This is a genomic window from Quadrisphaera sp. DVD1 (assembly GCF_058932755.1).
The window spans coordinates 1-2,251 of the sequence record NZ_JBZYWI010000245.1 but is presented as its reverse complement, the minus strand read 5'-3'; the positions used below and the strand labels follow the sequence as shown (position 1 = coordinate 2,251).

Sequence of the window (2,251 nt, the reverse complement as noted above, 5' to 3'; positions counted from 1 at the left end):
GCCAGGGCGCCGAGCAGGCCGAGGACGACGGCGGCGCCGGCCCCCAGCACCGCGTAGGCAAGGGTGACCAGGGCGGCTCCGGCCACCTCGGCCAGGTAGGGCGCGGACAGGTCCGGCGCGGCCGCGGCGCGGACGAACCGGCTCGCCACGCGCCAGCCGCCGGGGTTGAGGGCCGAGCCGTCGAGCAGGCCGGCCCCGGCGAGGGACCAGGCGAGCGCGGCGGCCAGGGCCAGGCCCCAGCCGCGGCGCGCCGTCCTGGCGCTCGTCCCCGCACTCGTCCCGGCGCTCACCCCGGCGTCCCCGCGTACAGGCGCCGCAGGTGCTCCTCCCCCACCTGGGGGGCGGGCAGGTCGAACGCGACCCTGCCCTCCCGCAGGCCGACGAGGCGGTCGCACCAGCGCCGGGCGAGGTCGGCGTCGTGCAGGCTGGCGACGAGGGTGGGGACGCCGGTGGCGGTGGGTGCGAGGACGACCGTGGCCAGCAGCCGCAGCACCTCCTCGGACAGCGCCGGGTCGAGGGCGGAGACCGGCTCGTCGGCGAGGACGAGGTCGGGCTCCTGCGCCAGCACCCGGGCCAGGGCCACGCGCTGCTGCTGACCGCCGGAGAGGGTGTCGGTGCGGTCGCGCAGGCGGTCGGCCAGCCCGACCGCAGCGAGCGCCGCGCGGGCCCGCTCCACCTCCTGCGGGCGCACCAGCGACCACAGCGCCCGGGCCGTGGACCACTGCCCCAGCCGCCCGGCGGTGACGTTGTGCACCACCTGCAGCGGGCCGACGAGCTCCAGCCGCTGGTGCACGGCCCCGATCCGGGCCTGCAGCCGCGCCAGGTCGGCGCCGCGGGCCCGGGCCAGGTCGGCACCGAGCACCTCCACGGCACCGGAGGTGGCGGGCACCAGGCCGTTGAGCAGGCCGAGGAGCGTGGACTTCCCGGCCCCGGAGGGCCCGACCAGGCCCACCCGCTCCCCCGGGGCCACGGTGAGGGAGACGCCGTCCAGCGCCGTGCGACGGCCGTACCGCACGACGACGTCGCGCAGCACCACCGCCTCCGGCGCGGGGCCCGGCCGCGCCGCGGCGCTCACCCGCCGGAGACGAGGCCCAGGCGGCGCCCGGTCTCCTCGATGTCGCGGTAGGCCGCCGCCGTGGTCGGCTGGAACGCGCCCGCGCCGAACAGGTCCAGCAGCGCGGCCTGCTCGGGGTCGTCGGCGGACAGGGAGGTGAAGGCCTCGGTGACCCGCTCGGGCAGGTCGGCGCCGAGGTCCTCGACGGCGGAGGGGCCGAGCAGCCAGTGGTAGTCGGCGAACGCGGGGCTGCGCCAGAGCACCTGCACGGCGGCGGTGTCGACGTCGCCCGCGGCGAGGCGGCTCTGCCACACCTGCTCGTTGAGCGCGCCCGCGGCGTAGCTGCCGGACTCCACGAGGTCGATCGTCTTGTCGTGCGAGCCGGAGAAGCCCGGGAGCCCGTCGAGGTCCTCCTCCGGGTCCACCCCCGCCTCGAGGAGGAACGAGGCAGGCATGAGGTACCCGGACGTGGAGGACTCCGAGCCGAAGGTGAACGTGGTGCCGGCCAGCTCGGCCAGGCCCTCGGCGTCCTGCACGGGGGCGAGCCCGGTGCCGGTGCCGGCGATGAAGACGCTGTGGAAGTCGTCGTCGATGTCGCGCTGCACGAGCGGCCGGGCACCGGGCGTCTGCAGGCGGGCCTGGACGCCGGTCAGGCCGCCGAACCACACCAGGTCCAGGTCACCGGTGCGGAACTGGTTCACCGCCGCTGCGTAGTCGGTCACCGGGCGGTACTCCACGTCCAGCCCGAGCTCCTCGGACAGGTAGGAGGCGGTGGCGCCGTAGATCTCCTGCAGGCGGTCGGTGTCCTGGTCGGGGATCGCGCCGATGACGAGCGGCCGGTCGGCCGGAGCCTCGCCGGGGGCGGCGTCCGCGCTGCAGGCGGCGCTCGCCAGGGCCAGCGCTGCGGCACCGAGGCCGGCGAGCGCGCGGGAGGGGCGGGGAGTGCGGGAGGTGCGCGAGGCGCCGGAGACCCCGGCGCGCGAGCGGAGGTTCATGAGAACCCCCCGCTCCAGCGCCGGGCCGTCAGGGCAGGGGACACGGGGAGCTCCTCGGTCGGGGGGGCGGGCGCTCGCCACTCTGCCCGAGCCGCGCCGCCCCGCCACCCGGCCGTGCCACCCCGCCGTGCCACCCCGCCGTGCCACCCCGCCGTGCCACCGGCACGCGCAGCCGGGTCAGCCCGGGGCGACCTCGCGCTGC

Annotated in this window: 2 protein-coding genes and 1 pseudogene; all 3 read right to left on the bottom strand. The window is 78.0% G+C overall.

All coding sequences use genetic code 11. The annotated features are described in order from the left end of the window. Window positions 1–290: pseudogene (locus tag AC5FZL_RS16500) on the bottom strand (hypothetical protein); the annotation flags it as partial. Beyond that, window positions 287–1,075: a phosphonate ABC transporter ATP-binding protein gene (locus tag AC5FZL_RS16495; protein WP_493619963.1), complete on the bottom strand. Its 789-nt coding sequence runs from the start codon at window positions 1,073–1,075 to the stop codon at window positions 287–289. The pseudogene AC5FZL_RS16500 and the gene AC5FZL_RS16495, both read right to left, overlap by 4 nt. Then, a complete protein-coding gene (locus AC5FZL_RS16490) occupies window positions 1,072–2,049 on the bottom strand; it encodes a putative selenate ABC transporter substrate-binding protein (protein ID WP_493619962.1) in 978 nt (325 codons plus the stop codon). The genes AC5FZL_RS16495 and AC5FZL_RS16490 overlap by 4 nt, the downstream gene beginning before the upstream one ends. Window positions 2,050–2,251 lie beyond the last annotated feature (202 nt).

Coding starts and splice junctions, on each gene's coding strand:
- AC5FZL_RS16490 (WP_493619962.1), bottom strand. CDS start 2,049: ATGAACCTCCGCTCGCGCGCCGGGGTCTCCGGCGCCTCGCGCACCTCC.